Here is a 24,411-nt window from a genome sequence, read left to right as displayed (position 1 = left end):
AGAAAAAGTGCGTATCCTGTAACCGATACGCACCAGAAAATATTACTGATAGCTCACTGCATACTGGAGTGAAGCGACAACCGTACCTGCTGTTGGCACGCCTGTAGCGTAATATTGGACGTTATAGTTGGCGCTGGATTCGGTTTCGCCCGACGCCAGGGTGAGGTCGCCGCTGGCGGTGTATCCATCAGTCAGGTCAATCACCGCGTCTTGCGGGTCCAGAAGCTGAACCTCAACATTTCCCGCGGTTCCGGTGTTGGTCAGGTTGCCTGTTGAACTGACGTTATTGCCAACAAAGACGGTTGATACGGTGGTTGAGGCTGTTGAGTCCCCGGTACAACCCGTCAGGCCCATGGTGAAAGTGGTTGCACCAGCAGTATCACCGCTGGCCGATAAATCCGTGGTACTTACCGTCGGCATCAATACAACCGGTGATGTTGTGTTGCCATTGACTGTGACGGAGCATGTCTCAGCGGTGACTTCGCCCTGGAAACTGATGGTGTTGTCAGAGGCTGAGTACGCAAAACCCGAAACCAGGCTTGCGCTAATGATCAGTGACAAACATGTTTTCGTTACTTTGTTAGTCATCGAATAGTTCCTTTATCTCTATTATCTTGAAAGAAGCTTGTTAAGACTGAGTCCGGTCTTTCTCCGGATAGAGTCTTTCATGTTATAAATTTTCTTGACCTCGACCATCAATTCTCTGGAAATCGAAATGAGTGATCGATCATTAACGACCAGATCGAGAAATCTGACCTCATCTTTGCTTAACGGATTTCCTTTATACTTTCCCCCTCCCTTGATACCGTAATAGGAGTAATTGATTGACTTCTTGATTTCTTCAAGACTTTCCTGACCAGTGATTACGGTGCTGATTGCCTGATCTTCTCTTTTCCAATAAAGGGCAAGTGCCTCCATAGGGGAGTCGGAGATCAGAATAATATTCAGCTTTGTCAACCTGAGATAATCTATCCAATTTCTATTGGTGAAATAACGCAGGTTCCTTGCTGAAAAATCAACAAATACACACCCTCTGCAAAATACGCTTTCGTATCGGCCACTAACAATTGAAAGCACCCCTTTGGTCATGAAGTAATTTCTACCCGGCCATACGGCTATCTTTTGCAGGGGACACCGGTTAAGCAGGTCTGTTGCTTCGCCTGTAAGCTGACAACCAAACTTACAACTGACGCAGCAAATGTCCTCTCTGGTTATGTTCTTCATAAGCTGATCTCGACCGCTTCGTAAGAGAGTTGAGACAATCCTAAGGTTTTAATCCTTCTTATTCAATGAGTTAAAATAAGTTGTGTTTTTTGTGGCCTGGGAAAATTCTTAAAAATCGCCGTCAGCATTTAATGCGAGATGTTATTGAGTTTTCGTAATTTAAGCTTTATCTAAAAGAGTACATAACTCTAATTGGGTAGGATAATTCTGAGTTGTATAGGATATTTCCGGGGAAATTGAAGTTTTGGTCAATAAAAAAATCGCATTATTTGCTAAAGTTTTTTCCGAGGTTTCGTTCTACCTGATGAAACATTTTGGCGAGTTACTTAATTGTGGGGAGGCGTATCTCAATGATAAATAAAATAATTAACCTCTCCCATATGACTTATTCAGAGGTTTTTGAAGGAAATAGGGCTTTTGTTTTATGAAGTCTATCGTAATTATTTTTTTGAAATCGTTGATTAAAAACAAAAAAATAGCCATGTCAGCCCGTTAATGTTGAGTGATTGTGTGAATTTGCCTTAGCCTTTTTATCTAAAAGTGTAATGAAGGTGGCGGTGGAGGGTAAATAGCGTGGGTTCCCCTCAAAGCGTAGTACTATTTCCGGCATGATCCCTTTCAAAAATTTTATTTTTAAGTAAACGATCAATTAACCAATTCATGGCCCGTCCGGCGCGTTTTTTTCGCGACCACAACAGATCTACTCCGACAATCCAGTCAGTATGGGGATACTCTTTTTGCCGTAGCTCGGTCAGTATGCCTTCCTCCAGTTCACGCTGAACAAATATCCGGGGAACTGAGGCCCAGCCGAGCCCGGCAAGGGTCGCATCGATCATCGCGTTGTAACTCTCTACACGCCAGATCAGCGGGCTGCCGAGATATTCGGTGCTGGGGATGGTTTTCTGTTGTGCGCCAAAGGTGATATGTCGCCAGCGGTGCAAATCGGCAAATGACACCGGTAGACATTTCGCTAACGGATGTTCTGAACTGACCACATGCACCATGATCAGCTTGCCTAACTGGACGAATTCGATGGCATCGCTGTCCACCGGACGCGACATGGAGATACCGACATCCACTTCATTTTTCCGCACCATCGCTTCCACATCACCCTGAAAGGGTTCGCGGACATGGATATCTACTTGCGGGAATTGCATAGCAAATTCGTATAGAACGGCGGCGACCGTCTTATAAGGAACTTCGATCGCCAGGCTGACATGCGCTTCGGTTTCAATGTTGAAGGCACTGACACGCTGCTCCAGAGCATTGCATTGCTCCAGCACGGTTTTGACATATTCACGCAAGGTGTTGCCTTCCGGGGTCAGGCTTATCTGGCGCGGCGTGCGAACAAACAGGCTGAGGTTGAACTCGTCCTCAAGATTGCTCATCGCCATATTGACCGAAGACTGTGAACGCTTCATCACGCGGGCTGCCGCTGAAAATGAACCTGACCTGGCGACTTGCTCGAAGGTCATAAGTTGATCCAATGAATACTTCACGTAATCCCTCATCTTTCAGTTTTATTGAAAACAGCTGATTATCGGTTGCCATTTTTAATTACATATAGTCGATCGGTCGTTCAGTCAACGTTTTCATTTTTCAGGGGGCAGTATGGAAAGCGTGTTAAATACCGGGCGGGCGGATAACCCGTTGACCTTAAAACGTATTTTGACGCTGGGATTCCAGCATGTATTGGTCATGTATGCAGGCACCGTGACGGTTCCACTGATCCTGGCATCGGTGTTGAAACTGTCGGGCAGCGAAACCATCGTGTTGATTAACGCCTGTTTGCTGACATCGGGGTTAGCCACTATTTTGCAGTCGATGGGCATAGGGCGTTTCGGTGCGCGCCTGCCTTTGATTCAGGGGTGCTCTTTTGTGGTACTGGGGCCGATGCTGATGGTCGGACAGCAATATGGCATCACCTCGGTATTTGGTGCCGCGATTGCCTGTGGCTTCTTTACCTTGCTGATGGCACCGATTTTCAGCCAGCTGGTGAGGTTTTTCCCGCCGGTGGTGATTGGTTGCGTGATTACCCTGATTGGCATTTCGCTGATGCCCGCCGCCGCGATTTGGCTGGGGGGCGGTAATCCCGATGCGCCTGATTTTGCCAGCATCGATAAGCTGCTGCTCGGTGCCGGAACCCTGATTATCACCCTGATTTTCTACTGCATGACGCGTGGAGTGATACGTAATTTCAGTATTCTTTTTGGCTTGTTTTGCGGTTCAGCCCTGGCTTATCTGGCCGGCATGGCCCACTTTTCTGCGGTAACCAGCGCGGGATGGGTGGGCTTGAGTATGCCATTCGCCTTTGGCCTGCCCGAGTTCCATTTTGCGCCGATACTGGTGATGTGCCTCTCAATGCTGATTGTGATGACGGAAACCACGGGCAATGTGCTGTTAATCGACAAATTGATTGGCCAGCCGACGACTTCACGCCGTCTGGCGGATGCGATTCGCGCTGATGGGTTGTCCACGATGCTCGGTGGCTGCCTGAACAGCTTTCCCTACAATGCGTTTTCGCAAAATGCCGGGCTGATCATGCTGACAAAAGTGACCAGTCGTCTGGTGCTGATTGCTGCGGGCGCCATTTTGGTGGGCCTTGGCGTGTTCCCTAAGCTGGGGGCAATCGTTGCTGCCATCCCCAGTCCGGTGCTGGGTGGGGTAGGGATCCTGATGTTTGGTATGACCATCAGTGCCGGAATTCAGGAGTTGAAGAACACCGATTTTAATAGTGAAAAGAACATATTAATCATTGCGGTCCCGATTGCGGTGGGGATCGTTCCGATGGCATTCCCGGCGATTTTCCATGCGCTGCCGCCTTCCTTAAAACTGATCTTTGACAGCGGTATTTTCCTTGGCGGCTTCACTGCCGTGCTATTGAATGCCGTGCTGAATCGCCATTCCTCGCAAACGGAGCGCACCCATGCTGAATGACTATGATATTGAATTTATCCGCTTATCCAATGAGGTGGGTAGACGTGCGATTGCGCTGGGTAAACATCCGTTTGGGGCGGTGCTGGTGGCACCGGACAATAAAACCGTGCTACTGACGCAATGCAACATCGATAGCGTTAATCATGCGGAATCGACGCTGGCACGCAATGCCGCGACGAATTTTCCGCCGGAGTATTTGTGGCAATGCACGCTGTATACTGCGGTTGAACCCTGTTGTATGTGCGCCGGGACCATCTATTGGGCCAATATCGGGCGAGTGGTGTATGGCATGAGTGAAGCGCGCTTACTGGAGTGCACCGGCAGCCATGAGGAGAACCCGACCATGAGCCTGGCAGCGATCGAGGTTTTTGCCCGCGGGCAAAAAGACGTGAGCCTGATTGGGCCGATTCCGGCGCTGGAGCCTGAAATTTTTGGCCTGCAACAATCATTCTGGCAGAAAAGATAAATGACAAGGAGGTTCGGTGGAACCTCCTTCTTAGGCTAAATATCATACCCTTAGCCCGGTAACACAGTCGTCACACGATTAACTGTGCCAGGATTTTTAACCCGGCGAGAATTAAACTCATTTGTTTTTATTCCCAGGCTACCGTGAAATGAAAATACCGGTTGCTGTAATGATTTCAATCTTTTCTGTACTGTACCGGGGTATGCGGTAATACAGGCCAGCTCTCTGATTGTTGCGATGGCAAAATGGTGGTTATCCTGATGATTTATTTCTGCATCGGTCTGATGAATCAACGGGATAAATAAATATTTAGTTAAGTCATAAAAGCAATAAGTTCTGGCCAGTTTTCTCAGGTGAGCATAAATAGCGAAGCGGCTAAGATTGTCTATTACTGCCCGCAGTTCCCCCCATCGCACAGGCCAGCCGCTGGGTCGGTAATTCCATGAATCATCGAGAAGTTGTTTGATTTCCTCCAGCGTATCACCAGAGGATGTCAGTGCTTTAATTACACGAATATCATTAAGGCAGGCATCGCTAATCTGTTGTGTTAAATCTATTTTTATCAGGCGATTTCTATGCCAGTTGCGTAAAACCTCAGGGCTAAGGTGGGTTAATTGGTACACTTCATCTGTTGTATATCGCATATTGCGCACTCTCCGTGGGAACTATAAACAGAACTTCAACATGCCTCCTATAATGCTTTGCTGATTTATCGGTGAATTGATCGCGATCATCTTACCTATTAAGAGGTATAATATTTTCCTGTTGAACATCTTTAGACACAATCAATAATTGGATCTGTGAATGATTGTAAAAAGGTAAATATAGCGCTTCGCTTAATAACGGGCTCAAATTCGTCGCGGCGCGATTTACCGCACTGTTTTATTTTCGGCATTGTAAAAAGACGCGCAATAAATTGCGCCGCTACGGAGTGAGAAAAAATGCCCGCGTCTTTGATCCCTATCAAACTTCTTCACATTCAATCATTACTCTCAGGCTAACGATTTGCTTCCGGGCTTGATTGATGAAATTGCCCCTGAAGACCAGACTCAATCCAGTTGCAGCAATCATTGAGATTCGCTAATTCAGGAGGTTAGTCATGTCATCAGGACAGAGTACGCCGCGTGTCTGGAATACACGGCGCATCGAAAAACAGCGGAGACTGGCAGCGGTGAAGGTAGCGGGTAAAGTGCTACCGGGCGATCAACTGGTAGAAATGCTTGAAAGGCTTATCGCACCAGGCGACCGGGTGGTGCTGGAGGGGAATAACCAGAAACAGGCCGATTTTCTTTCCCGCATGCTGGCACAGGTCAATCCCGCGAAGGTCAACAATCTGCATATGATCATGCCGAGTGTTGGACGCAGTGAACACCTTGATATCTTCGAAAAAGGTATCGCCCGTAAGCTCGATTTCTCCTTTGCCGGTACGCAAAGTTTACGTATCTCCCAACTGCTGGAAGATAACATCCTCGAAATCGGTGCCATCCATACTTATATAGAGTTGTACTCGCGTCTGTATGTCGATTTAGCGCCCAACGTCGCGCTGATCGCCGGTTACAAAGCTGACCGCAAAGGCAACCTGTACACCGGCCCCAGCACCGAAGATACCCCGGCGCTGGTGGAGGCCGCCGCATTCCACGATGGCATCGTCATAGCTCAGGTGAATGAACTGGTGGATGACGAATGCGATCTGCCACGCGTTGATATACCCGGCTCGTGGATCGACTACGTGGTGGTGGCAGATAAGCCTTTCTTTATTGAACCCTTATTTACCCGCGATCCACGCCTGATCAAACAGGAACATATCCTGATGGCGATGATGGCCATCAAAGGCATCTACGCCGAGCATCAGGTGCAGTCACTGAACCACGGTATCGGTTTCAACACCGCCGCCATCGAGCTGCTGCTGCCCACTTATGGCGAGCAACTCGGCCTGAAAGGAAAAATCTGCAAACACTGGACCCTCAACCCGCATCCCACGCTGATACCTGCCATCGAAAGCGGCTGGGTGGAGAGTGTGCACTGCTTCGGCGGTGAACTGGGGATGGAAGAGTACATCCGTGCGCGTCCCGATATTTTCTTCACCGGTGCTGACGGTTCCATGCGATCCAACCGCGCCATGTGCCAGCTTGCCGGGCAGTACGCAGTCGATATGTTTATCGGTTCTACCTTGCAGGTTGATGGCTCAGGTAACTCCTCCACCGTCACTCGTGGTCGTCTCGCGGGCTTTGGTGGCGCACCGAACATGGGCCACGACCCGCACGGTCGACGTCACGCCACACCGGCATGGCTGGCGATGATCAACGAGCCTAATCCGCTCCAGCGTGGTCGTAAGCTGGTGGTGCAGATGGTTGAAACCTTCCAGGCCGGGGTGAAACCAACCTTCGTAGAAAAACTGGATGCCGTTGACGTAGCGAAGAGTGCCGGTATGCCACTGGCTCCGGTGATGATTTATGGCGATGACGTCACCCATGTGCTGACGGAAGAGGGTATCGCTTACCTGTATCGCGCCACCAGCCTTGAAGAACGTCGGGCGATGGTGGCGGCCGTAGCGGGTATCACCGATATCGGTCTGGGCGTGGACGCGAAACGCGTTACCGAACTGCGTCGCAGCGGCAAAGTGGTGTTCCCGGAAGACATCGGTATTCGCCGTTCGGATGCCACCCGTTCCCTGTTGGCGGCGGGTAGTGTGGCTGACCTGGTTGAATGGTCAGACGGCCTGTACAACCCGCCCGCTAAATTCCGGAGCTGGTAATGAAACGACTCTCACCCACACCGGTTGAACATCGGCTGCAATGGCTGGCGCAGATGGCGACCGATTGCCTGATTGAAGAAGTGAACCTCACGCCCAAGCCTGGGCTGGTTGATCGTCGCGGTAGCGGTGCACATCACGATCTCACGCTGGCATTGATGGAGCAATCCGCCCGCAGCCTGACACCCACTTTCTACGCGCTGGCGCAGCAAAGCTGGCGGCGTCCGGCGGATATCGCACTCAGGGAAACCATCGGGCAACTGGGGCGTGAAGGTGAGAGAAACATGATGATGGCGACCGCCGGGGTCAATACCCACCGGGGGGCCATCTGGGCGCTGGGATTGCTGGTCAGTGCCAGCGCGATGCAGGCGGGAGCAGGCAGCCCGCAGCGCGTGTGCCAGCTGGCTGCTCAGCTGGCCGCCTTGCCGGATCACGCCGCCCCGAAAACCTTCAGCAAAGGGGCACGGGTGGTGCACCGTTTCCGTGTGCCGGGTGCTCGCGAAGAGGCGCAGCAGGGCTTTCCCCATATCACCAGACTGGCGCTGCCGCAGTTGCTAACCAGCCGACGTAATGGGGCCGATGAAACGGCGGCGCGCATTGATGCGCTGATGGCCATTCTGACCTCGCTGACCGATACCTGCGTATTGCATCGGGCGGGATTACCGGCACTGCGCGCCATGCAGGACGGCGCACATCAGGTACTGGCCGCCGGGGGTTATGCACAACCGGCAGGGCGCAAAGCGCTGGAAAAACTGGATAACGCGATGCTGGGGTTCAACGCCTCGCCGGGCGGTGCCGCCGATTTACTGGCTGCCACGCTGTTTCTTGACCGGATCACTGGCGCTCACGCATTGCCACTCAATGAATAAGAGGTAGCTATGGAACACATAACGTTGTCATACCCATCCAGCCGCACGCTCAGCGGTAAGGCGCTGGCGGGGGTTGTGGGATCGGGGGATATGGAAGTGCTGTTTACGGCTGACGATAAAAACGTCCTGAACATCGCGATCACCACGTCGGTCAACAACAGTCAGACGCGCTGGGAAGCGCTGTTTAATCGCCTGGCGCAGCTCACTGATTTGCCTGCGGGCCAGTTGGTGATTCATGACTTTGGCGCTACACCGGGTGTTGCACGAATCCGCATTGAACAGGTGTTTGAGGAGGTCGCTCATGCGTAACGACAGCAGTTTTATTGAGTTACGGGCGCGGCAACGGGCGCTGGCGTTACTCGACGCCGGCAGCGCACGCGAGTTGCTCGATCCGTTCGAAGGTGTGATGTCGCCGTGGCTGGAAAAACAGGGCATCGTCCCGCAGGCCGATGACGGCATGGTGGTGATGAAAGGCAGCCGCAACGGTAAACCCACCGTGGTGGTGGCTATCGAGGGGACTTTCCAGGGCGGCAGTATGGGCGAAGTGTCCGGGGCCAAAATGGCCGCCGCACTGGAACTGGCTGCCGAAGACAACCGTAAAGGTATTCCGACTCAGGCGATCCTGTGTCTGGAAACCGGTGGCGTGCGCTTGCAGGAGGCCAACCTTGGCCTGGCCGCGATTGCTGATATCCATGCCGCCGTCGTGGATCTGCGTCGTTATACCCCGGTGATCGGCATCGTTGCCGGTACGGTGGGTTGTTTTGGCGGGATGTCGATTGCCGCAGCGTTGTGCAGCTATCTGATCGTCACCCGCGAAGCGCGTCTGGGTCTGAACGGCCCGCAGGTTATTGAACAGGAAGCGGGGATTGAAGAGTACGACTCGCGTGATCGTCCGTTTATCTGGAGCATGACCGGCGGTGAAATCCGCTATCAAAGCGGATTGGTGGAGGCGCTGGTGGGAGATGGCGTCAATGCAGTTCAGGCAGCTGTGGATACGGCGATTGCGCAGGGCGTACCGGCGCAGCATCGCAGCGACAACTATGCCTTCTATCTGGATCGTTTATCCCGCTTTGATACTCAGCAGCAGGCCAGTACGGCCGTGATTCAACAGGTTTTTGCACCGGAGGTGAACAAATGAGCGCAATCAACAGCCGTGGTGAACTGTGGTTTAACCAGCTGACCGCCGGAGCAGAGAGACTTGCGGGCCTGTGCCCATCGGTGCTGGCAGCGGATGCTGACGGTATCCGCTACATTGCCGTGATCCCGGATGCGCACAATCGTTACCCGCGTGCCGCCAAAGGTGAGGTAGGGCTACTGGAAGGCTGGACGCTGGCGAAAGTGGTGCATCAGACCATCGCCGCCGATGCCGACCAACCAACCAAACGCCCGATTGTCGCGGTGATTGATGTGCCCAGCCAGGCGTATGGGCGTCGTGAAGAAGCCTTTGGTATCCACCAGGCGTTGGCCGGTGCGGCGGGTGCCTATGCGCAGGCCCGGCTGGCCGGACACCCGGTTATTGGGTTGATCGTCGGTAAGGCCATGTCCGGGGCGTTTCTGGCGCACGGTTATCAGGCCAATCGTCTGATTGCCTTCAATGATGCGGGCGTACTGGTGCATGCGATGGGCAAAGAATCTGCCGCACGTATCACGCTGCGTACCGTTGAAGCGCTGGAAAAACTGGCGGCGACGGTGCCACCGATGGCCTACGACATCAGCAATTACGCCACGCTCGGTCTGCTCTCCTCGCTGCTGAACATTGCCGACCCTGATGCACCGGGCGCGAGTGACCTCCAGCGGGTGCGCGACACCCTGGCCGCCGCGATTGAGGATGCGCGCCGTGATCCACGCCGTGGTTCCGGTGAGATAGCCGCCAATCGTCAGGCTTCAGCGCAGGTACGCGAACGTATGCGTGCCGCCTGGTAATAAAAAATAAAAAAAGACTTACCTGCCGGATAGCGACAGGACCGGGCGTGTCACCCACGCCCGGTGACCTGAAGCATCTGTTAAATGAACACCATCGCGTCAGTATTCACTCTTCTAATAACAGGTGATTTATGACTTACGTGATTCTTCATGCCCTTGCACCCATTTTTGTCATCATGCTGTTGGGTTTCTGGGCTGGCAAGGCTGGGATGGTCGATAACAAGAACGTCTCGCTACTCAATATTTTTGTTATGGACTTTGCCTTACCGGCGGCGTTGTTCAGTGCCACGGTGCAAACTCCCTGGAGTGGTATCGTTGCACAGATGCCACTGATTGTGGTGCTAACCCTGGCAATGTGGATTGCCTATGCGGCACTGTATTTCATTGCTGTCGGCGTGTTTAAAAAGTCACCGCAGGATGCGGCCGTGCTGACGTTGACCGTCGCGTTGCCGAACTATGCTGCGCTTGGATTGCCGATTCTCGGCAGCGTAGTGGGCGAAGGTTCTGCCACATCGCTGTCGGTGGCGGTTTCCATCGCCTGTGGTTCAGTGCTGATGACACCGTTCTGTCTGCTGATCCTCGAACGTGAAAAAGCGCGTGCTGCCGGTGAAAACCAACGTTCAACGCTGGCAATGTTGCCGGTACTGATGTGGCGTTCAGTGAAAAAACCGATTGTCTGGGGACCGTTGCTGGGGGTGGTGCTGTCGGCGTTTGGTGTGAAAATGCCGGATCTGCTGCTGGCGTCGATTAAGCCGCTGGGCCTGTCAGCCACTGCCGCTGCTTTGTTCCTGACCGGTGTGATCCTCTCGGCGCGCAAACTGAAAATCAACACCATGGTGATTAGCTCCACCATCACTAAGTTGCTGATTCAGCCGGCGATAGCCTGGGGTATTGTGCTGGTATTCGGTTTACACGGCACTGTCGCTGTCACCGCCATTCTGATGATTGCGCTTTCCGCGGGTTTCTTTGGTGTGGTGTTCGGCAACCGCTTTGGCGTGCAGTCACCGGATGCGGAAGCGGTGCTGTTGCTTAGCTCGCTGCTGTCGATTCTGTCGCTGCCGCTGTTTATCTCCTTAACTGCAGGAATCTGAAAATGAACTTCGCCGAACGTCCACACGATCTCCTTTGGCTGCGCCATGATGCAGCGTTACTTGGGGTAACAGAACCCTGGGTAGCGGAACTGTGGAACCACCAGCAACCGGTGGTGGTGCGGCGTGATGTGAGGAAGGAGGGGCTGATTCCGGTTGGGGTGCGCGGTCAGGCACGCCATCAGCGGGCTGCGGCCTGGGTCGCACCGCATGATGTGATGCAGATTATCTCACCCGAAATGCTGGTGGTCCCGGCGAAGTTGAATGACCATCCAACGGTGCAGGCGCTGGTGATGTTGCGCCAGCAGCCCTGGCCGTGGGAATGGGGCGTCACCGGCAGCACCGGTTTCGCGCTGGCAACCGCGTTGCCGGTGTTACATCGGGACAGCGATTTGGATTTGTTGATTCGCACGCCACAACCCCGGCAGCCCACTGACTTTACGCGCTGGCAACAGGCGCTGGCAGCGTTGCCTTGTCGCGCCGATACCCAGATTGAAACGCCGCTGGGTGGTTTTGCCCTGAATGAGTGGCTGCGGAGCGGACGGGTATTACTGAAAACTGCGCGCGGACCGCGTCTGACGAATAATCCCTGGGCGGAGGAGACGCCATGAAAACCTTATTTACTTTTCCCGGCCAGGGGGCGCAAAGACCGGGCATGTTAGCGGGGTTGCCGCACGATGAAACCTGGCAACTGGCGCAGGAGGTGCTGGGGGATGAACTGATGCTGCTGGATAGCGCAGCAGCATTGCAGCATACCCGCGCAGTCCAGCTGGCGTTGTTGATTGCCGGGGTGTCTGCCGCACGACAGTTGATAGCCCAGGGTGTTGAACCAGATATGGTTTGTGGTCTGTCGATTGGTGCTTATCCGGCGGCAGTGATTGCGGGAGCGCTGGAGTTTGCCGATGCGCTGCGGCTGGTTGCCCTGCGTGGTGACTTAATGGAAAGCGCGTATCCGCAGGGTTATGGGCTGACGGCAATCAACGGTTTGCCGCTGGAGCAGGTTGAGCCGCTGGTGGATAACCAGCACAGCTTTATCGCCAACATTAACTCGGAATCACAAATTGTTATCGCCGGTAGTGAGCAGGCGATGCAAGTTGCCGGAGATCAGGCACGGGCGCGCGGCGCGCGTTGTGTCCGTCGGCTGGCGATCAGCGTGCCTTCCCATTGCGCATTGCTCGATCAACCGGCGAGCAAACTGGTGGAATCGATGCAACAGGTGAGCCTGCAACGTCCGCGTTGTGCTTACCTGAGTGGTAACAGCGCGCGGGTGCTGTGGCAGCCGGAACGCATTGCTGACGATCTGGCGATGAATATGGCACGCCAGGTACGCTGGCATGAGGCGATGGTCGCGGCTGAGGAACGTGAAGTGCGGCTGGTGATTGAAATGCCGCCCGGCGGTATCCTGACCGGGCTTACCCGCAGTACGCAGCCGCAGGGTGAGTGCCTGGCGCTGGAGCGCAGCAGTATTGAACTGGTGCGCCATCTCTACAGCCGTCTGCATCAGGACGACGTGCGCTGAGCCTTGTTTTGCAGGCTTAAGGCATACATACGGCCTTCTGCCACCAGCGCCAGCAGGTTGGGATCGTGCTCGCGGTTGCGGGCAAAGACGATGGCGATTTGCTGGCGCATCTGATACGGCTCGGCCAGTTTGAGAAACTGTAAATCGTGTTCGTATTGTTTGCGCATCCGGCCTGGCACCAGCGAATAACCCATCCCTGCCTGTACCAGACTCAGCATGGAAAAAATGTCATTAACCCGCGTGACAATATTGGGTTCGAAGCCCGCGACATGGCAGGCTTCCTGGAAGCCGGTAAAGGTGGCGAATCCTTCATCCAGCGAGACAAAAGGTTTATCACTGTAGTCGCTCAGATCAATATCCTCTGCTGAATCACGCTGCTCGGCAGTGGGTACCGCCAGATAGATATCATCCTGAAACAAACCTACCTGCTCAAATACCTTCTGGTCGATTTCGGTTTCCGTCACCGAAATGATCATCGCGTCCAGCTGATTGTTTTGCAGCATACCGGTCAGCACCTGATTCGAACCCATGGTCAGGTTCAGCTCCAGCTCGGGGCGGCGCAGCTTCATATTCATAATCAGGCGCGGCACGGTATCCAGCGACAATGAATAAAGCGTGCCGATGCGCAGATGACCCAGCCCGATGCCTGCCGTGCGTCGCGTTTCTTCCAGCCCCTGACTCAGGGTTTGCAGCGCTTCATTGCTGTACTCCAGCAATGTCCAGGCGGCGGGCAGTGCCACCAGATTGCGCCCCTTGTGGGCAAACAACGGACAGCGCAGGCTCTCCTCCAGCGTATGTAACGCGCGGTGCACGCTGACCGTGCTGATACCGAGGGTTTCTGCCGTGCGGGCCAGATTCTCGCTTTCCATATAGGTGCAGAAGATAAAAAGCTTACGCACCGTCAGGTCGTTATCGAAATTGAGTTTCATGGATTAAGGCTTAAAAATGAATGCGCTGCTTATGATACACCTTTCATCTTCATCATGCGGTGGCGATGCACCCGGGATTCAGCGAAGGCGGTGATCAGCATAATGATGGTGGTCAGCCAGCCCGCCTGTTCCAGCGTGAGTTGTCCGATAATACCCACCGACAGGCACAGCACCAGCGCCCCGAGGATATGTGTGAGCGGCAAGGTGCCGTAGACCACCCGTTTGTAGATGGCGCTGCCAATCAGGAAAATGATTGAGCCGGCGCAAATCACCGCGCCGTGCAGGAGAGTCACGCTATGTTCCGGGTCTTCCTGGGTCAGATCGTTGCCGACCGCCATGACGATAATGCCGCCCACCAGGATCACATGGACGTAATGAAACATGGCTCCCATCCTGCCGGGATCGGCGGAATGGGTGATGGCCTGGGTCGCCTGTTCACCGGAGGTGCCAAAGTAGAGCCACCACACCGCCATTGCCGACAGAAAGGTCGCCGTCATCGCCGACAGGACCGGGAACGTCCACTCATGGCTTGAGGCAAGGCTACCGCCCGTTGCCAGCAGCGTTTCTCCCAGCGCCACGATGACAAACAGCTGACAACGTTCGGTGAGATGTCCCCCCTCAATGGTCCAGTCCTGCGTGGAGGATCGTCCCATACCGGGAAAGGCAAATCCGCTCATGGGGGAGAGATACTCACACAACACGGCGAGCGCCCATAGTGCCGTGCGAAGACCGTCGCTACTGCGCGCCCCGGCACACCACAACGCCGCCGAAATAAGCAACCAGACTAACATCCGTCGATAGTTGGCGGTGAGCGCATGCTGCTGACCAAGCAGAAAGACAATCCAGGCGGTACGTCCCACCTGAATAATCACATAAGCCACCACGAAATATCCCGCCTTATCACCGAATGCTTCCGGCAGGGCGGCGGCCATGATCAGCGCCGCAGCCATCACCATAAATAACAGCGCGCGGATGGGCGGAGTCTCAGGGCTAAACCAGTTTGTCACCCAGCAGGTGTATTGCCAGCCGAGCCAGACGGCAAACCACAGGATTAGCGTATGCAGCATGCCGCTGGCGCTGAGGTCGTGCAACAGGGTATGGCTGAGCTGGGTCACGGCAAAAACATATACCAGGTCAAAAAACAGTTCTTCCCAGGTGACGCGGGCATGATGTCCATCCCGCTGACGCAGCAGGGTGTGCAAGTGGTTGTTTTGATCGACCATTATCCCTACCTCAATAAGTTAATAACCGGCGCGATTATTTTTTTGACTCATGTTTTAAATGGAACTGTGATCAATATAATGATAATCAACGAATCATTAGTTCGCTAACATCATGGTAATAAAATATGACTTCCCACTTTTCATGGCTTACAGTAAATTAAAAAATCGTTTCTGGACGAAACATCCTCTGAGGAAAATAGCGTTCGGATTATCTTTATAAGATAACCTGGTTTGATGACGCTGAATACGGGACGCCCATAAAAATGAATCAGGTGTCAAAATGAAAAAATTAATTATACTTACCGCATTTATGCTGGCTGGTTGTTCAGCCGGACAATATACTCAATGCAGCGATAAGGAAAAAGCCCTCCACTCACCGACGTTAAGGGCGAATGCCCCGGAATTTGATGCCGAATTTAATAACTTTTTAGCAAGCTGCAATACTCAACAATTCAACGGTGTGCAGGGCGTTGTCACGTCAGGGCTGGAGACTATCCTTATCGAGAATGCGGCCAGAAGCGGTGATTATGATAAAGGCATCAGCCAGTACAATGCCTACCTGACGGCTATCCCGCCGTTCAACAAATCAGTTAACGGCAGTATGTTAGCGTTATCAACCTACGGTAATCTGTTTAAGTTGTACGAGGGTAAAGCGAAAAAAAGTCAGCGTCCGGTCGATGTCTACAAAGAATATGTCAATGTTATTGATTCCGCCGGTAACTATCTTTTTGTGAATGATATGGCGACCCTGGACATTCCCGCTTATCAGGCAATGTTAAAAAATGGCGATGCCAGTGATAAAATCCTTCATGACTATGCGGTGTCATTAAATACTATGCCGGATGCGAAAGAGAGCGATTATCAATCATTGCTTGATTATCTGGCAAATAATAAAGACAACCAAAAAATGCATGACCAATTGCAACAACAATATCTGTTACTGAAAGCCTCTCAGGCTAAAGCGGAAACAACTTACCCGCTGGGCGGTGATAATGATTACAACGTCGCACAGGCGAATCGTTATAAATTGATTGCCAGCGTGATGAATGAGAAAGGTTTTACTGGCGTGGGGGGGACGTCGGCGGATATCGCCAGTCGCTATGTGGCGCAGGCACAATATATGGATGCGCTGGACAAAAGTAATGCCCAGGCGGCCATTGATAACCAGCGGATTGAGGCAGAAAACCAGGCGAAAAATCAGCAATTGGTTTCTTCATTAGTTGGCGCGGCATCGGGTATCGCGGTGGCGGCCTCCACCGGTCAGGATATGATGCAGGCGACCGGCACCCAGTTAACTAACGTGGCGATCGCCACCTCTGATGATCCTGAGTCGATGCAATCGATGCAGACCATGCTCGCCACCGCGTCCGGCAATCAAAGCTCGGGGCGACAGTGTACCTTTGCCACCGCGTCTAAGTTTAAAAGCTGCTGCAAATCCGGTGGCGGCAAAGTCAGCACCTCCCCCGGATCGGATGGCGAAACGAATTATACCTGCGTCACCGGTCGGTTACATGAAACCTGTAGCTATATTGGTGAACGCATGGTGGGGATGTGTGGCATGGAGGACCGTTAATTATCCTTACGGACCAGGGCGTGCGGCTTATCACTCAGCTCGAGGCTGCAACTGATAGATCCACGCTCTCACCTGTTGCCCCTCGACCGTGGTGACATTCACCTCCACCCGATCATAGCCTTCTTCAAACTCATCCAACATCGGCCAGTGGGATGGCAACGCATCGGACAAAAAAAGATAGCCTTCGACCCGCGGGCCGTTTTTATCCAGCACGATACCAGGGAAATCTGCCGCTGCGCCCCAGCCGCGTTCGTAGAAGGTGCCGGTTACGTGGCCTGCCAGCCAATCGCCGCCGATGTTTTCCAGAATATGTGCATTGGTACGGCCCGGGCATAGCGTGCCGTAGACAAATAAAGGTTTCATTTTCCCTCGAAAATTAAACAAAAGAACCACTTTAACGCCCGTGGTGCGGGATGTCACCTGTGCCACAGACAAGCTGATAAGCAAAGTCTATCGCATTGAAAACCAATAACGTCTGGCTGGTGGCGGGCAGGGTGCGAATAATCGGGTTATGACTATATATCGCGTAAGAGTGGGGTTTCATAACCCCTCAGCCCTGACGTTCAGGCAGCTTGACGAAATTCTCGAACCACAACGTTTCTGGCGTACTGAGCCTGATAGTGGCCGCTTCCGTTATTTTACTGAATATGAATACCAGTCTGAGGTGCGGGACCTGTGTTCGGTCTGTTCACTGGCCTATTCCCAGGCATGCCGGGTGAAGCGCTGTCCCTTGATCCTGGTCGAGGTGATCGCGGAAGCGTGCTGAATCGTAATCATGCGATTCAGCACCGCGACCAGGCAGGCTTACTTCTGCTCTTTATCGTCCTCAGCGGGAACCAGCGGTTCGTCAATCTCGCTCTGTTTACCGGACTTCAGCAGCTGAATATCCAGGATCACATAGGTCATGGTGGTAATAAATAGCGAAATAACGCTACCGATCACGCCACTGGTGGTAAAGGTGAAGAAGTTATACATCACCACCCAGGTCAGGCTGATAAACAGCGCAAGGGAAGTCATGATTGCTGAAAACGAATAATGCGTGGTGCGCGCGCCCATCGCACTAATCTGCTGGCTCAGATTGTTGCCGGTATATTTTTCCAGCAACAAAATGCTGCGTTCCCAATTCCGCGCGCGACGAGCGCTGCTGCGGGTAAAAAATAAAAACAGCAGCGAGAGGAAAAAGCCAGAGAAGGCGATTAACACCGGCACCGCTTCCAGCGCGTAGGTAATACTTTTATGGCTGGTGTCTTTGGTGCTGAGATCCAGCGTGAGTGATGCACCCAACGCCGAGTAGAGAAACACAAACAGCACCAGAAATATTGCACCGCGTTTCCCGTTCAGCTCTGCTTCCTGGTTGACCTGCTGACGCGCCACCTGCAGCGCCTGACGCAGCTGGTTTGCCTGGGCAGATTCCGCTTCAATGCTGTCAATTTTCTCGCCAAAGAAGCTATGAATAAAGGGCTGATCGGCCTGTTCGATGGTAATACGCATAAAATTCCGTGTGTCTTAACGAAGGTGGCTGAAAGTTTAACGCATTGAGCAGGTTAAAGGGACTGGAGAGTAGAAAGTGAAATGCGAATGCCCGCGTGAACGGGCAGGATTGAGTTCATTAGCCGACTTTGTGTAATGGACTTGGTTTATAGCTGGTGTTAAGTACAGACAAATCGACAGTCTTTTTCGCCCGTTCCAGGTCATAAACAGCCTGAATTTTCAACCACATCTCGGGGGTACTACCCAGCACCGCTGCTAGTTTGATTGCCATTTCAGGCGTGATGGCCGTAGTACCAGAAATCATACGCGAAGCGGTTGATGGTGCGATAGCCAATGCTCGTGCCAGCTCCCTGACTCCAATATCAAGATCTTCCATAATGCCCGAGATAATCTCACCAGCATGTGGGGGGTTATGCATACTCATTAGTGATAATCCTCATAAAATTCTGCTGTGATTTTACCCTTAATCATCGGTATATTCCCTGGTCGTTTTGCGGCCCATCACGCAAATCCGGTTTACCTGGCTCACGTAAACTGATCCTCGCGGTCATCACCGATCGCGCAGTTACGACGGAGGATTTGTGTATGTCCTATGTTGACGGATTTGTTGTGGCGGTGCCGGTAGACAACAAGGAGGCCTATCTGGCGATGGCGGCCAAAGCTGCGCCTTTATTCAAAGAATTTGGCGCGACGCGCATCGTAGAATGCTGGGCAGATGATGTCCCGGACGGAAAAACCACCGATTTCCGCATGGCAGTTAAAGCGGAAGAGGACGAAACGGTGGTATTTAGCTGGATTGAATACCCTTCGAAAGAAGTGCGTGATGAGGCTAATAAAAAACTGATGGCCGATCCACGGATGAAAGAGATGGGTGAAAATATGCCTTTTGATGGCAAGCGCATGATTTATGGTGGTTTCGCACCGTTGCTTGATGAATGAGGCGGCCCTTCTGGCTGTGCGGCGTGCCGCCAGCCATCTCTGCTACAAACTAATCAGTTTTTTGACGCCTGGAATTTGCAGCATTGCCAGCGAAATCAGCATCGCCAGCGCCACCGTCAGCGCAATCACCAGTAGCTTATCCACCACCGATCGGATGCTAATGGCCCACGCCAGAATATTGAACACCAGATAATGCAGGATATAAACACCGGTCATGGTTTTACCCAGAGTGGCGAACAGCGTCGGTAGCTTTTGCCAGTGCGCAGGTAGCGTGATGGCGTTAACGCTGATCGCTATCAGGATCACCAGAAAATAGACCTGCGAGCCTGTCAGGACGAAATCATTGCCGGTAGAAATAAAACGGGCGATGAAGTAGTAACGTTCATACAGCCAGGTAAAAAGATAAACCACAGGCAGCAACAGCAGACTGAGCCGCACCACCCGCAGCGATTGCAGCGTCTGATTCACGATCGGTAGCGCCATCAGACGGCCGGAGAGGTAATACAGCACCCAGGTCCAGATACGGTATTGCGGCGGCAGGGAAAACGCCCGGTTGTCCGGCCACAACACCGCCAGAATGTCATACAAAAATGCCGCCAGTAACAGGATAAAAATGATCGCTGCCGTTCTGCCAGGAAACAGCATTAATCGGTCAATCAAAGGGTGTGACACGTAAATTAAAATCAGCGAAATCATAAACCACGGCTGAATCAGATAGCCTTTGTTCTGCACCCCGGCAAACCAGAAAAAGGTAAACCAGAAGAGAAAAATCAACAAAATGCGGCGAATCTTATCCAGCTGCCAGCTTGGGGTATGTTTCTGCCCGGTATCGATATAGCCGCTCAGTAAAAAGTAGAGCGGCGTGGCGATAGTGGAAATAAAACTCAGAATGTTGAGGGCCAGGCTGTAATTGTAGTTGTAGCGATCATAGCTCTGATACAGGGTGAAAAAAGACACCGCCGTCATGCAGGCCAGCGTTTTCAACAGATTAAGCCCGGTATTATTCATCAACCGCTTCCTTTGCATGGAAACAGCGATACAGCACCGGCAGCACCAGCAACGTCAGCACCGTGGCGAAGCCCAGGCCGAAAATGATCACCACCGCCATGCTCTGGAAAAAGACATCGCGCAACAACGGCAACAGACCCAGTACGGTGGTAAATGCCGTCAGCAGGATCGGTCGCAAACGTGAGGTCGCCGCATCCAGAATCGCGTCCTGGAGCGATTTCTGTTGCCGGAACTGGCGGGTTTCCTCAAGCAAGACAATGCCATTGCGGATCAGCATCCCCGAGAGACTCAACAACCCAATCAGCGCCATAAAACCAAACGGAATACCGGTCAGCAGGAAGCCGCAGGTGACGCCGATTAAGGCCAGCGGGACGGTGATCCAGATTGCCACCGCATCGCGCAGCGAATTGAACATCAGGATGGTGATGACAAACATCACCAGGAAGCCAATCGGCAGCGAACTTAGCAAGCCACTCTGCGCTTCGCGTGAGCTTTCCAGCTCGCCTCCCCATTCCAGGCGATAACCGGCAGGCAACTTCAGCTGTTCGATTTGTGGTTGTACCCGCGCCACCACCTGCGCCGCAGTGAATCCGAGGGCCGGATCCGGATCAGTCTGCACCGTTAACACGCGCATCCGGTCACGGCGCATAATCAACGGGTCTTCCCACTCCAGACGGAAATCAGACACCACGTTGCTGAGCGGTACAAAATGCTGTAGTGAATTGCTCCACAGCTGGATATTGGCAATATGGTCAATATTCTGACGTTCATCATCTTCCGGAAATAGCATGACCGGGATCAGGCGCGAGCCATCGCGGAAGATACCGACCGCGTCACCGCTGAAATTCATGCGTAACGCCTGGTCAATATCGCGTTTATCGATACCCAGCTCCTGCCCGCGTAATGCCGAATATTGTGGCCGGATAACTTTGCTACGTTCCTGCCAGTCATTACGCACCGGGAACGTGGTGCCATCGGCCTGGAAAATGCCATCAATCTGGCTGCCAATCTGGCGCAGCGTATCGGGGTCAGGACCGATGACGCGCAGGGCGATAGCGCTGTCGCTGGCACTGCCGAACTGAATACGTTTGATGCGCTCGTTCACCTGCGGATATTGCTGCTGAATATAATGTTCCGTGGCTAAGGCAATACGTTCCAGCTGGCGGCCATCCTTCACCCGCACCATGATTTGCGCATAGTTGGTGTACTGACGTGTGGAATCATACGTCAGGGTAAAGCGCATCGCGCCCTGCCCAATGGTGGTGACGGTTGCCGCGACGCCCTCTTCCTGATTAATAAAACGCTCAATTTGCGCTGCGGTAGCGGCGGTATGGTTAATATCGGTGCCGTAGGGTAGCCAAAGGTCGGTGAAAAAAATCGGCGTATTGGAGGAGGGGAAAAAGTTCTGTTTAACAAAGGTAAAGCCATACAGGGACGCGGCCAGACAGGCCACCATCACCGTAATCGTCAGCCAGCGCACGCGGATCAATGCGGCCAGCGTGCGGCGGTACACCTGGAACACGATGCCCTGGTAAGGGGATTGATCGTCCTGCGGTGGCAGCTGCAATTCTTTACGCCGCGCTTCGCTCCATTTGATAAACACCGGCGTGAGCGTCAGCGCGGTGATCCAGCTGAGCAGCAGGGAGATCAGCAGCACCTGGAACAGGGATTTACAATATTCACCGGTTGAATCCTGGGACAGGCCAATCGGGGCGAACGCGATGATGGCAATCACCGTCGCGCCCAGTAACGGCAGCGCCGTGCGTTGAATCATTTGCGTGGTGGCCTGCTGCAACGGTCTCCCGCGCTGTTGATCGATCTTAATGCCTTCCACCACCACAATGGCGTTGTCCACCAGCATGCTGAGCGAGATGATTAACGCACCCAGTGAGATGCGTTGCAGTTCCAGCCCGAACAAATACATCACCAGCAACGTACCCAGTACGTTAAACGCCAGCGAGGCGGCGATGACGATGCCGCTGCGCACGCCCATAAAGATCAATAGCGTACCGACGACAATTGCCAGCGCCATCAGGAAGTTAAGGATAAATCCATCTACCGACTGCTTCACTTCCTGCGCCTGGTTATAAAACACCTTCAGCGAAATGCCTGCCGGTTTGTCCTGCTGATAAGCGTCGAGCTTTTGCGTCAACGCATCACCGACGTTAATCACGTTGACGCCAGGGGCAAAGGAGACGCCAATCGCCAGCGCCTCATGCCCATCGGCATGGTAGAGATTATCCGGGGTGTCGGTGACGCCATGTGACAAGGTGGCGATGTCGTGCAGGTGCAGGGTTTGCGTGGTGCCGGGGCGCGAAATCGGCAGGTTGGCTAAATCTTCCAGCGATTGAAATTCGCCCGTGGGGTTGAAACGGATGGATTCGCCGTCAAGGCGGATACTCCCGGCGTTAGAGACAACGTTGCTGCGGCTGAGCAAATCAGCCACCCGCGCCGGGGTAATGCCGTAGCTGCTCATCTTCGCGCTGGAGAGGGCGATGCGGATTTGCTCCTGCTGCACACCGGCCACTGCCACTTTTGCCACACCTGGCACCAGCACCAGATCGCGTCGCAGTTGATCGGCGTAATTGCGCAGCTCGTCGTTGCTGAAGTCTTTGCCATAAATCACAAAGAAATAGCCATAAACGTCGCCAAAATCGTCATTCACAAACGGGGTATGTGCCCCCGGTGGAAACTGAAGTGCGGCATCGCCCACGCGCCGCCGGAGTTCATCCCAGATCTGTGGCAGCTGATTGGCCAGGTAGCTGGTATGAATGGAAACGGTGATCTGCGACAGGCCGTTGCTGGAGATGGATGTGACGTTGTCGAGTGAGGGCAGCCGCTGTAGCGCGTTCTCCAGCGGCAACGTCACTTCCTCTTCCACCTGCTGCGCCGACGCGCCAGGATACTGCGTCACAATCACCGCAGCTTTAATGGTGAACAGGGGATCTTCGAGTCGGCCGATGTTGAGCAACGCATAAATACCGCCCACGCCAAGCAGCAAAATGACCATCCAGATGCGGACGGGTTTATTAATAAAGTTGTCTAAAATCCGCATTATAACCCCCGCTCACGGGTCCAGATGCGGATGGCTTCGCCGTCGCGTAGCTCGCCGGTGCCTGCTGACACGATACGATCGCCAGGTTTGAGTCCGGAAATAATCTCGACGCCTGCGGCACTGACATCGCCAACTTCTACTTGCTGATCTTTAACGTGTAAATCATTGCCCTCGCCGACAATCAGCCATACATGGGGCTGATTGGTGGGGCTGCGATCCGGGTTGAACACCGCAGCACCGGGCACCACGACGCGTGACTGCGCTGGCGCATTCGGCAGGTTATGTAACTGGACCCGCACCGACCCACTTAGCCCCGCCACATTAGGTAAATCAGCAGGACGTGGCATGGTTAACACCACTTGCCAGGTCATAGTCGCGGCATCGGTTTGCGTGGTGTGTTCTTTGTAGCTGGCGGAGAAGGTTCTGCCGGGCAAGGCATTAAATTGCACCTCCGGCTGGTAACTGACGTTCTGGATATCGAGGCTGGTAAACAAACTTTCCGGCACAGTGAATATCACATCCAGCACATCGGCGCGGGTCAGCAAGGCAATGGGTTGCCCCGCAGCCACCACCTGATGGTTACGTACCTGCACTCTGGCGATCACCCCATCAAAGGGCGCGCGCAGGGTGAGAAATTGCAGCTCTTCCTGGGCGATTCTTAGCGCAGTGGCGGCAGCATCACGATTGGATTTCTGCACATCCATATCGGCCTGCGACACAGCGCTGCGGTTTGAAAGCGCACGGAAGCGCTGATACTGGCGTTCTGCCAGTTGTAAGGTATTTTGCCGATCCTTCACACGCAGACGCGCGTCAGTATCATTAAGCGTCGCGAGGGTTTGATTGGCTTTTACCGCCATCCCATCACGTAAATCCAGTTGGGTAATTTGCCCGGCGCGTTTAAAAGCGAGGTCGGTGTTATCACCTGCCTGAATACGTGCTGGAAATATGCGAATATTGGAAGCATTGCCGGCGGCAATGGTAAACGCCTTAATCACACGAGGCTGTGGTGGCGGGGATTCTTTTTTTTCATCACAACCGGTTATCAAAATACAGCAAAGCAGAAAAAGCATTGGCTTGTATTTTATCATTATTTTTCCCTCATCCCGAAAATACCGCGCCATGGATTAATCAGTTAACAAGGAACAATTTTAAGCATTACGACAATTGTGTTGCAGTTCAGAAATGCTATCAGGAGATATGCGATACCACGAACCAGGTTAGCAGCCCCACCAGCGTAGTGGCGACAACAGCCATGATAACGAAGCCAAAAACTAACTTAACCATCTGTATTTCCATTATTATTTTCCTTTCCTCTCTGCCGTGGAGGCTGACAAGAGACGCGTACAGCCAGAGTCCGGACGCACAGGCAAGCTAACATTGCCATTCTCATAATATAGATTAGATTTAATTTATCT

26 protein-coding genes are annotated in these 24,411 nt (G+C 53.1%); 13 read left to right on the top strand and 13 right to left on the bottom strand.

Annotation, left to right across the window (positions count from 1 at the left end; genetic code table 11):
• Nucleotides 1–42: 42 nt before the first annotated feature.
• The 3 genes from CUN67_RS23280 to CUN67_RS23270 all read right to left on the bottom strand — a co-directional run bounded on the left by CUN67_RS23280 (nucleotide 43) and on the right by CUN67_RS23270 (nucleotide 2,699).
• Nucleotides 43–588 (bottom strand): fimbrial protein, encoded by a 546-nt coding sequence (locus CUN67_RS23280; protein ID WP_208717827.1) that lies wholly within the window; start codon nucleotides 586–588, stop codon nucleotides 43–45.
• A 21-nt stretch (nucleotides 589–609) separates the two neighbouring features.
• The gene (locus tag CUN67_RS30445) at nucleotides 610–1,224 is read right to left on the bottom strand and encodes a LuxR family transcriptional regulator (RefSeq protein ID WP_254711421.1); all 615 of its coding nucleotides are present in this window, start codon (nucleotides 1,222–1,224) and stop codon (nucleotides 610–612) included.
• Between the two features lie 584 nt (nucleotides 1,225–1,808).
• Nucleotides 1,809–2,699, bottom strand: coding sequence for a LysR family transcriptional regulator (locus tag CUN67_RS23270; protein WP_254711420.1), 891 nt, complete (start codon nucleotides 2,697–2,699; stop codon nucleotides 1,809–1,811).
• A 136-nt stretch (nucleotides 2,700–2,835) separates the two neighbouring features.
• Between CUN67_RS23270 and CUN67_RS23265 the strand changes: the two genes are divergently transcribed.
• Both CUN67_RS23265 and CUN67_RS23260 read left to right on the top strand, forming a co-directional pair.
• Entirely contained in the window at nucleotides 2,836–4,161 is a 1,326-nt protein-coding gene (locus CUN67_RS23265; RefSeq protein ID WP_208717825.1) for a nucleobase:cation symporter-2 family protein, read from the top strand.
• On the top strand, nucleotides 4,151–4,627 hold the full coding sequence (locus CUN67_RS23260; RefSeq protein ID WP_208717824.1) for a nucleoside deaminase: 477 nt from the start codon (nucleotides 4,151–4,153) through the stop codon (nucleotides 4,625–4,627). The genes CUN67_RS23265 and CUN67_RS23260 overlap by 11 nt, the downstream gene beginning before the upstream one ends.
• Nucleotides 4,628–4,677: 50 nt before the next feature.
• Here CUN67_RS23260 and CUN67_RS23255 read toward each other — a convergent pair whose 3' ends face one another.
• The gene (locus tag CUN67_RS23255; protein WP_208717823.1) at nucleotides 4,678–5,271 is read right to left on the bottom strand and encodes a MerR family transcriptional regulator; all 594 of its coding nucleotides are present in this window, start codon (nucleotides 5,269–5,271) and stop codon (nucleotides 4,678–4,680) included.
• Between the two features lie 455 nt (nucleotides 5,272–5,726).
• Between CUN67_RS23255 and mdcA the strand changes: the two genes are divergently transcribed.
• From mdcA to mdcH, 8 genes are all read left to right on the top strand, one after another.
• Complete coding sequence (gene mdcA / locus CUN67_RS23250) at nucleotides 5,727–7,382, top strand: malonate decarboxylase subunit alpha (protein ID WP_208717822.1); 1,656 nt, start codon at nucleotides 5,727–5,729, stop codon at nucleotides 7,380–7,382.
• The gene (locus CUN67_RS23245; protein WP_208717821.1) at nucleotides 7,382–8,248 is read left to right on the top strand and encodes a triphosphoribosyl-dephospho-CoA synthase; all 867 of its coding nucleotides are present in this window, start codon (nucleotides 7,382–7,384) and stop codon (nucleotides 8,246–8,248) included. Before mdcA ends, CUN67_RS23245 begins: the two co-directional genes overlap by 1 nt.
• A 9-nt stretch (nucleotides 8,249–8,257) precedes the next feature.
• Entirely contained in the window at nucleotides 8,258–8,557 is a 300-nt protein-coding gene (gene mdcC / locus CUN67_RS23240) for a malonate decarboxylase acyl carrier protein (RefSeq protein WP_208717820.1), read from the top strand.
• On the top strand, nucleotides 8,550–9,386 hold the full coding sequence (locus CUN67_RS23235) for a biotin-independent malonate decarboxylase subunit beta (RefSeq protein ID WP_208717819.1): 837 nt from the start codon (nucleotides 8,550–8,552) through the stop codon (nucleotides 9,384–9,386). The genes mdcC and CUN67_RS23235 overlap by 8 nt, the downstream gene beginning before the upstream one ends.
• Nucleotides 9,383–10,171: a biotin-independent malonate decarboxylase subunit gamma gene (mdcE, locus tag CUN67_RS23230; protein ID WP_208717818.1), complete on the top strand. Its 789-nt coding sequence runs from the start codon at nucleotides 9,383–9,385 to the stop codon at nucleotides 10,169–10,171. The genes CUN67_RS23235 and mdcE overlap by 4 nt, the downstream gene beginning before the upstream one ends.
• Nucleotides 10,172–10,302: 131 nt before the next feature.
• Nucleotides 10,303–11,262, top strand: a complete 960-nt coding sequence (locus CUN67_RS23225) for an AEC family transporter (protein WP_208717817.1) — start codon at nucleotides 10,303–10,305, stop codon at nucleotides 11,260–11,262.
• A 2-nt stretch (nucleotides 11,263–11,264) separates the two neighbouring features.
• The gene (locus CUN67_RS23220) at nucleotides 11,265–11,870 is read left to right on the top strand and encodes a malonate decarboxylase holo-ACP synthase (protein ID WP_208717816.1); all 606 of its coding nucleotides are present in this window, start codon (nucleotides 11,265–11,267) and stop codon (nucleotides 11,868–11,870) included.
• Nucleotides 11,867–12,778, top strand: coding sequence for a malonate decarboxylase subunit epsilon (mdcH, locus tag CUN67_RS23215; protein WP_208717815.1), 912 nt, complete (start codon nucleotides 11,867–11,869; stop codon nucleotides 12,776–12,778). The genes CUN67_RS23220 and mdcH overlap by 4 nt, the downstream gene beginning before the upstream one ends.
• Here the strand turns inward: mdcH and CUN67_RS23210 are convergent.
• Both CUN67_RS23210 and CUN67_RS23205 read right to left on the bottom strand, forming a co-directional pair.
• The gene (locus tag CUN67_RS23210; protein WP_208717814.1) at nucleotides 12,760–13,707 is read right to left on the bottom strand and encodes a LysR family transcriptional regulator; all 948 of its coding nucleotides are present in this window, start codon (nucleotides 13,705–13,707) and stop codon (nucleotides 12,760–12,762) included. The genes mdcH and CUN67_RS23210 overlap by 19 nt on opposite strands.
• A gap of 29 nt (nucleotides 13,708–13,736) precedes the next feature.
• Nucleotides 13,737–14,930: a low temperature requirement protein A gene (locus CUN67_RS23205; protein WP_208717813.1), complete on the bottom strand. Its 1,194-nt coding sequence runs from the start codon at nucleotides 14,928–14,930 to the stop codon at nucleotides 13,737–13,739.
• Between the two features lie 280 nt (nucleotides 14,931–15,210).
• On the opposite strand from CUN67_RS23205, the gene CUN67_RS23200 reads away from it, so the two are divergent.
• Nucleotides 15,211–16,503, top strand: coding sequence for a hypothetical protein (locus CUN67_RS23200; protein WP_208717812.1), 1,293 nt, complete (start codon nucleotides 15,211–15,213; stop codon nucleotides 16,501–16,503).
• A 30-nt stretch (nucleotides 16,504–16,533) separates the two neighbouring features.
• On the opposite strand, the gene CUN67_RS23195 is transcribed toward CUN67_RS23200, so the two are convergent.
• Both CUN67_RS23195 and CUN67_RS23190 read right to left on the bottom strand, forming a co-directional pair.
• Nucleotides 16,534–16,866 carry a gamma-glutamylcyclotransferase family protein gene (locus CUN67_RS23195; protein ID WP_208717811.1) on the bottom strand — a complete coding sequence of 111 codons (333 nt, stop codon included), beginning with the start codon at nucleotides 16,864–16,866 and terminating at the stop codon, nucleotides 16,534–16,536.
• Between the two features lie 31 nt (nucleotides 16,867–16,897).
• On the bottom strand, nucleotides 16,898–17,047 hold the full coding sequence (locus CUN67_RS23190) for a hypothetical protein (RefSeq protein ID WP_208717810.1): 150 nt from the start codon (nucleotides 17,045–17,047) through the stop codon (nucleotides 16,898–16,900).
• On the opposite strand from CUN67_RS23190, the gene CUN67_RS30440 reads away from it, so the two are divergent.
• On the top strand, nucleotides 17,015–17,269 hold the full coding sequence (locus CUN67_RS30440; RefSeq protein ID WP_084881100.1) for a hypothetical protein: 255 nt from the start codon (nucleotides 17,015–17,017) through the stop codon (nucleotides 17,267–17,269). The two genes, CUN67_RS23190 and CUN67_RS30440, sit on opposite strands and share 33 nt — an antisense overlap.
• A gap of 38 nt (nucleotides 17,270–17,307) precedes the next feature.
• On the opposite strand, the gene CUN67_RS23185 is transcribed toward CUN67_RS30440, so the two are convergent.
• Together CUN67_RS23185 and CUN67_RS23180 are read right to left on the bottom strand one after the other, a co-directional pair.
• Nucleotides 17,308–17,994 (bottom strand): RipA family octameric membrane protein, encoded by a 687-nt coding sequence (locus tag CUN67_RS23185; protein WP_208717809.1) that lies wholly within the window; start codon nucleotides 17,992–17,994, stop codon nucleotides 17,308–17,310.
• Between the two features lie 118 nt (nucleotides 17,995–18,112).
• Nucleotides 18,113–18,418, bottom strand: coding sequence for a HigA family addiction module antitoxin (locus CUN67_RS23180; protein WP_208717808.1), 306 nt, complete (start codon nucleotides 18,416–18,418; stop codon nucleotides 18,113–18,115).
• 161 nt (nucleotides 18,419–18,579) lie between these two features.
• Here CUN67_RS23180 and CUN67_RS23175 point away from each other — a divergent pair, with 161 nt between their 5' ends.
• Nucleotides 18,580–18,933 carry a DUF1428 domain-containing protein gene (locus CUN67_RS23175; RefSeq protein ID WP_208717807.1) on the top strand — a complete coding sequence of 118 codons (354 nt, stop codon included), beginning with the start codon at nucleotides 18,580–18,582 and terminating at the stop codon, nucleotides 18,931–18,933.
• Nucleotides 18,934–18,975: 42 nt separating this feature from the next.
• On the opposite strand, the gene CUN67_RS23170 is transcribed toward CUN67_RS23175, so the two are convergent.
• The 3 genes from CUN67_RS23170 to CUN67_RS23160 are packed head-to-tail and all read right to left on the bottom strand — an operon-like array spanning nucleotide 18,976 to nucleotide 24,084.
• Nucleotides 18,976–19,941, bottom strand: coding sequence for an acyltransferase family protein (locus CUN67_RS23170; RefSeq protein WP_208717806.1), 966 nt, complete (start codon nucleotides 19,939–19,941; stop codon nucleotides 18,976–18,978).
• Nucleotides 19,934–22,996: an efflux RND transporter permease subunit gene (locus tag CUN67_RS23165; RefSeq protein ID WP_208717805.1), complete on the bottom strand. Its 3,063-nt coding sequence runs from the start codon at nucleotides 22,994–22,996 to the stop codon at nucleotides 19,934–19,936. Before CUN67_RS23165 ends, CUN67_RS23170 begins: the two co-directional genes overlap by 8 nt.
• Nucleotides 22,996–24,084, bottom strand: coding sequence for an efflux RND transporter periplasmic adaptor subunit (locus CUN67_RS23160; protein WP_208717804.1), 1,089 nt, complete (start codon nucleotides 24,082–24,084; stop codon nucleotides 22,996–22,998). The genes CUN67_RS23165 and CUN67_RS23160 overlap by 1 nt, the downstream gene beginning before the upstream one ends.
• Nucleotides 24,085–24,411 lie beyond the last annotated feature (327 nt).

Source organism: Pantoea cypripedii (assembly GCF_011395035.1).
Taxonomy (GTDB): domain Bacteria; phylum Pseudomonadota; class Gammaproteobacteria; order Enterobacterales; family Enterobacteriaceae; genus Pantoea; species Pantoea cypripedii_A.
The sequence above is the reverse complement of the archived record's forward strand: the minus strand, read 5'-3'. Positions and strand labels throughout refer to the sequence as shown.

Excerpts from the sequence above, each read along its gene's own strand:
- CUN67_RS23190 (WP_208717810.1), bottom strand. The coding sequence starts at position 17,047 with ATGAAACCCCACTCTTACGCGATATATAGTCATAACCCGATTATTCGC.
- CUN67_RS23270 (WP_254711420.1), bottom strand. The coding sequence starts at position 2,699 with ATGACCTTCGAGCAAGTCGCCAGGTCAGGTTCATTTTCAGCGGCAGCC.
- CUN67_RS23245 (WP_208717821.1), top strand. The coding sequence starts at position 7,382 with ATGAAACGACTCTCACCCACACCGGTTGAACATCGGCTGCAATGGCTG.
- CUN67_RS30440 (WP_084881100.1), top strand. The coding sequence starts at position 17,015 with ATGACTATATATCGCGTAAGAGTGGGGTTTCATAACCCCTCAGCCCTG.
- CUN67_RS23235 (WP_208717819.1), top strand. The coding sequence starts at position 8,550 with ATGCGTAACGACAGCAGTTTTATTGAGTTACGGGCGCGGCAACGGGCG.
- CUN67_RS23260 (WP_208717824.1), top strand. The coding sequence starts at position 4,151 with ATGCTGAATGACTATGATATTGAATTTATCCGCTTATCCAATGAGGTG.
- CUN67_RS23255 (WP_208717823.1), bottom strand. The coding sequence starts at position 5,271 with ATGCGATATACAACAGATGAAGTGTACCAATTAACCCACCTTAGCCCT.
- CUN67_RS23210 (WP_208717814.1), bottom strand. The coding sequence starts at position 13,707 with ATGAAACTCAATTTCGATAACGACCTGACGGTGCGTAAGCTTTTTATC.
- CUN67_RS23170 (WP_208717806.1), bottom strand. The coding sequence starts at position 19,941 with ATGAATAATACCGGGCTTAATCTGTTGAAAACGCTGGCCTGCATGACG.
- mdcC (WP_208717820.1), top strand. The coding sequence starts at position 8,258 with ATGGAACACATAACGTTGTCATACCCATCCAGCCGCACGCTCAGCGGT.
- CUN67_RS23280 (WP_208717827.1), bottom strand. The coding sequence starts at position 588 with ATGACTAACAAAGTAACGAAAACATGTTTGTCACTGATCATTAGCGCA.
- CUN67_RS23160 (WP_208717804.1), bottom strand. The coding sequence starts at position 24,084 with ATGATAAAATACAAGCCAATGCTTTTTCTGCTTTGCTGTATTTTGATA.
- mdcH (WP_208717815.1), top strand. The coding sequence starts at position 11,867 with ATGAAAACCTTATTTACTTTTCCCGGCCAGGGGGCGCAAAGACCGGGC.
- CUN67_RS23265 (WP_208717825.1), top strand. The coding sequence starts at position 2,836 with ATGGAAAGCGTGTTAAATACCGGGCGGGCGGATAACCCGTTGACCTTA.
- CUN67_RS23200 (WP_208717812.1), top strand. The coding sequence starts at position 15,211 with ATGAAAAAATTAATTATACTTACCGCATTTATGCTGGCTGGTTGTTCA.
- CUN67_RS23205 (WP_208717813.1), bottom strand. The coding sequence starts at position 14,930 with ATGGTCGATCAAAACAACCACTTGCACACCCTGCTGCGTCAGCGGGAT.
- mdcE (WP_208717818.1), top strand. The coding sequence starts at position 9,383 with ATGAGCGCAATCAACAGCCGTGGTGAACTGTGGTTTAACCAGCTGACC.
- CUN67_RS23220 (WP_208717816.1), top strand. The coding sequence starts at position 11,265 with ATGAACTTCGCCGAACGTCCACACGATCTCCTTTGGCTGCGCCATGAT.
- CUN67_RS23180 (WP_208717808.1), bottom strand. The coding sequence starts at position 18,418 with ATGAGTATGCATAACCCCCCACATGCTGGTGAGATTATCTCGGGCATT.
- CUN67_RS23185 (WP_208717809.1), bottom strand. The coding sequence starts at position 17,994 with ATGCGTATTACCATCGAACAGGCCGATCAGCCCTTTATTCATAGCTTC.
- CUN67_RS23195 (WP_208717811.1), bottom strand. The coding sequence starts at position 16,866 with ATGAAACCTTTATTTGTCTACGGCACGCTATGCCCGGGCCGTACCAAT.
- CUN67_RS23175 (WP_208717807.1), top strand. The coding sequence starts at position 18,580 with ATGTCCTATGTTGACGGATTTGTTGTGGCGGTGCCGGTAGACAACAAG.
- CUN67_RS23225 (WP_208717817.1), top strand. The coding sequence starts at position 10,303 with ATGACTTACGTGATTCTTCATGCCCTTGCACCCATTTTTGTCATCATG.
- mdcA (WP_208717822.1), top strand. The coding sequence starts at position 5,727 with ATGTCATCAGGACAGAGTACGCCGCGTGTCTGGAATACACGGCGCATC.
- CUN67_RS23165 (WP_208717805.1), bottom strand. The coding sequence starts at position 22,996 with ATGCGGATTTTAGACAACTTTATTAATAAACCCGTCCGCATCTGGATG.
- CUN67_RS30445 (WP_254711421.1), bottom strand. The coding sequence starts at position 1,224 with ATGAAGAACATAACCAGAGAGGACATTTGCTGCGTCAGTTGTAAGTTT.